The sequence below is a fragment of the Faecousia intestinalis genome, assembly GCF_040096185.1.
Classification (GTDB): Bacteria; Bacillota; Clostridia; order Oscillospirales; family Oscillospiraceae; genus JAZOXB01.
The window spans coordinates 1-3,219 of the sequence record NZ_JBBMFF010000162.1 but is presented as its reverse complement, the minus strand read 5'-3'; the positions used below and the strand labels follow the sequence as shown (position 1 = coordinate 3,219).

The 3,219-nt window shown below is 53.2% G+C and carries 5 protein-coding genes; all 5 read right to left on the bottom strand.

The genetic code is table 11. From position 1 onward, the window contains the following. Nucleotides 1-246: 246 nt before the first annotated feature. Complete coding sequence (locus WMO66_RS04405; RefSeq protein ID WP_349135172.1) at nt 247-795, bottom strand: hypothetical protein; 549 nt, start codon at nt 793-795, stop codon at nt 247-249. A gap of 145 nt (nt 796-940) precedes the next feature. Next, complete coding sequence (locus WMO66_RS04400; RefSeq protein ID WP_349135171.1) at nt 941-1,492, bottom strand: hypothetical protein; 552 nt, start codon at nt 1,490-1,492, stop codon at nt 941-943. Nucleotides 1,493-1,561: 69 nt separating this feature from the next. Beyond that, nucleotides 1,562-1,987, bottom strand: coding sequence for a hypothetical protein (locus WMO66_RS04395; protein WP_349135170.1), 426 nt, complete (start codon nt 1,985-1,987; stop codon nt 1,562-1,564). Nucleotides 1,988-2,076: 89 nt separating this feature from the next. Continuing rightward, a complete protein-coding gene (locus tag WMO66_RS04390) occupies nt 2,077-2,541 on the bottom strand; it encodes a hypothetical protein (protein ID WP_349135169.1) in 465 nt (154 codons plus the stop codon). Between the two features lie 42 nt (nt 2,542-2,583). Beyond that, on the bottom strand, nt 2,584-3,219 hold a 636-nt coding region (locus WMO66_RS04385), incomplete at its 5' end, for a hypothetical protein (RefSeq protein ID WP_349135168.1).

Here is a 3,219-nt window from a genome sequence, read left to right as displayed (position 1 = left end):
AGCCTGCGCTGCAGGAACGAAACGGAGGCCTGCCCCGTCTCCAGAATAACGTCGCCCGCCGCCGGAAGCAGCTCGTCACCTTGTTTGAATTGCTTGCGGAAATTTGACATGGTCGTTCCCTCCGTCAGATCAGATACCGCGTGATTTGGTCATAAACATGATCCAGAGCGTCGCTTTCGCAGGGAAATCCGACCGGATCGTGTCCTATAGTTCCTTGACATTTAATAAGATATACTGCTGCGGGGCCTACTGCTCGATGTATTCCGCAAAATAACCGTTCAAAACGTGCAGCACCTCTTCCGGAGCAAATGCCGCGAGGAGATCGTGAAGCAGCTCACAATTTTCGGCCTCGACCCCGTTTACAAAAATGCTGTTGGCTTCGCCTCCGAGCGTCAGCTGCAGGACCTGCCCGGCATAATCTGATTCAAAGATACAGCACAGACGTGCATTCAATGCAGAAGGGTTCGAAACCGGCGTCAGTTCCTCTGCATTTATCGTTTTCAGCAGCTCGATGTGCTGCAGAAGCTGTGCATTGTCCACTTCAAATTTTTGAACCGACTCGAACGAAAGCAGTTGTTCCTCCGTCAGCGGGGAACGCGTAAGGATGGACGGGTCGATATAATACACGCTGAGCCGCAGACCGTCCAGTCCATCGGTTTTGAGGACCTTTTCATAATCTGCAAGCGCATCCTGGAGCGGCGCAGGTTGCGCGCGGCAGCCGCTCAGGGCTAGAACTGCAATGACGGTGATCATAGCCACGGTGAGAAATACACGGCAAAGCCTTGATTGACGCATAAACAGCACTTCCTTTTCCAGTGGATTTCATTTTTTGGGAGCAGGGCAGCATCGGCGCATCCGGCTGCATCAGATTGAGGAGCGGCCTGCCTCCCGCAGCTGCACTGCCGTACGGAAAGCCTCCAGCAATTCTTCGTAGCTGATATCATGCCGGAATGAGCCGGACGCTTTCACATTCTCCGTACCGCTGCACGGTTTCGTCGATCAGGCTCGTTACACAGATACCGCGGATGACTTCGTTTTCACATTCCAGTGTGATCAGCTTTGCATTCTCTGTCAGGTAGGCGGGGATATAGCGCCCGCTTCCGAGATCGAATTCTGTTGCGGATAGTGCCTCGGGTGCGTGTTCTGCCTCCGTGCCGATCAATTGGGTCAGCTCTGCGTTGGAGGATGCCAGAGCGAGGCCGCTGCAACGGAGCATGGCACCGGTGCCGCTGTCAAACAGGGCGAAATGCTCTGCCGTTGTTCCGCTTGTGCTGACGGCCGCGATCGTATCGCCGATCTGTACGATGCAGCAGGTCGGGGCGTCGAGCAGAATCTTATCGGCAGCTTCTTTCAGCTCCGCGAGCGGCATGCCCTGCCGGACAATGGCTGCGTCCTCCGTGCTGCATCCTCCGAAAAGACAAGCGGAAAGGAGGACGGCGGCGAACATCAGGAGAAGGGAACGACGGAATATCGCTGCATGGTTGTTTCGCATATGATGTATCTCCTTTTCTGTTGTGTGCTTGCCAAGAATAAAGACTTCAGTATTCTCCTGCCTACTTTTTCAGCCCAAGCCCGCAGGCTCATCCGCCATCACAGAAATATGCAGATCGGGCACAAAAGGGCACCAGACTGGTACTTTGGCATACGCTTTCTCCAGAAGAGTGCAGACTCTGCTGGCTGGAATAGAAATATTTTGGAAATCCATCTCCGTACTGGGGCTGTCAGTCAAATAGACTTCTGCCGACTGAGCATAGGGCAGGCATAGCGAAATGGCATGCCGCAAAATCACAAAGCAGGAGCGAAGCGGAATCCTGGACGGCTGATTTTCGCAAGACGGTGATTCAAGGCTCATAAAAGTTCCCATATTTGTTGTGTCATGGCCATCGAAAATCTCAAAGGCAAGGTCTTCGCTTCCAACAGAGACAAACGGCAACTCCAGAAGGGCATTCGCGCAATCGAAGTTCACGCGGCAATACTCATCTCTCATATTCTCCGTATAAAAGCTCCGGCATGTGCATTTCGCATGATCACAAGGCTTGTCGTACACAAAGCAGCTCTACCACCTTTCCGGTTTCGTTAGCTTCGTAATACATTCCGCGCTGCCGCCAGATAGCACAGACGTTTGCCCGGCTTCAGCTCCTCGTGTGTGGTCACCATGGCCCACGACAGGGAATCATCAAAGAAATAGCAGTCCTCCGGCAGCGTTTGCAGCGTGTCCGGAATTTCGTCAGGCGCAGCGCGCAGAACAGCGTCGATCGGATATTTCCAATAATTCGGAATAAAAATCCTGTCGCAGGAATGGATGTCCCAAAAGACGTAGAACGGTCCTGTCAACGCCTGCAGTTGACTGATGAGATAGTGACAGGAGACCGGTTCCCGATCGAGCATGCAATCCCACAGGTAACCCGTGTAGCGAAGCCCGTCGGAGAACTGCCTCATGTGCGCGATCCGGTCCTGAAAATAATCGCAGGATGTGTCAACGAATGTGCATAGAAAGAACTGACGAAGGCTGCTTGCCTCTTCGCCGGACAGGATGTCCATGGATACCACCTCTTTTCAGGCCGGTCAATGGCCCCTCTACTCCTATATTTCACCAGAAACGCAAAACGGACAGCTTTTTCCCCAAATGTCGAAAAAAACGCCGGAAGTCCGAATCTCTGCAAACAGAATAAACGATTCTGCGCCGGATGTCAATCCGGAGTTTGGGGCACGTGTTTTGCCTGCCGCATTGCAGTTTTGCCGCTGCGGCGGGTTATGGAACGCAAAAGGACACCCTGACGGTTTCCCTTCACACGATCCTTCCCTCCGTAATTTCCGCCTGGGCAGGTTTTTCGACAGTCTGATTCCTGTCCGTTTTTTCGGCCGGATGATCAGCCGGTCAAACAGGAACAGCAGCCCCGGCAGAACGAACAGCACAATATTGCGACGACTTCCAACATCTATACGCACTTGCATTTCACCTCGAAAGTGGCATCCGCCAATGCGATCATGGGTGTGTACCCCTCGCTGTAATGGTTGAACATCCCTCCAATGTCCCTCCGAAAAGCAGCCGAAAACTGACCTGAAATGGCCGGTTTTCGGCTGTGAGAGGGATCGATACATAAGGCTGACAACGCAATAGAAAAAGCCCGCAAACCCAGTCATATCAAGGGTTTGCGAGCCATTCGGTGTGGTGCCGGTGGCGGGGGTCGAACCCGCACGGGTTATTAGCCCAACGGA

Bases quoted from the DNA above. Each gene is read 5' to 3' on its own strand.
- WMO66_RS04405 (WP_349135172.1), bottom strand. From the start codon at position 795: ATGCGTCAATCAAGGCTTTGCCGTGTATTTCTCACCGTGGCTATGATC.
- WMO66_RS04400 (WP_349135171.1), bottom strand. From the start codon at position 1,492: ATGCGAAACAACCATGCAGCGATATTCCGTCGTTCCCTTCTCCTGATG.
- WMO66_RS04395 (WP_349135170.1), bottom strand. From the start codon at position 1,987: ATGAGAGATGAGTATTGCCGCGTGAACTTCGATTGCGCGAATGCCCTT.
- WMO66_RS04390 (WP_349135169.1), bottom strand. From the start codon at position 2,541: ATGGACATCCTGTCCGGCGAAGAGGCAAGCAGCCTTCGTCAGTTCTTT.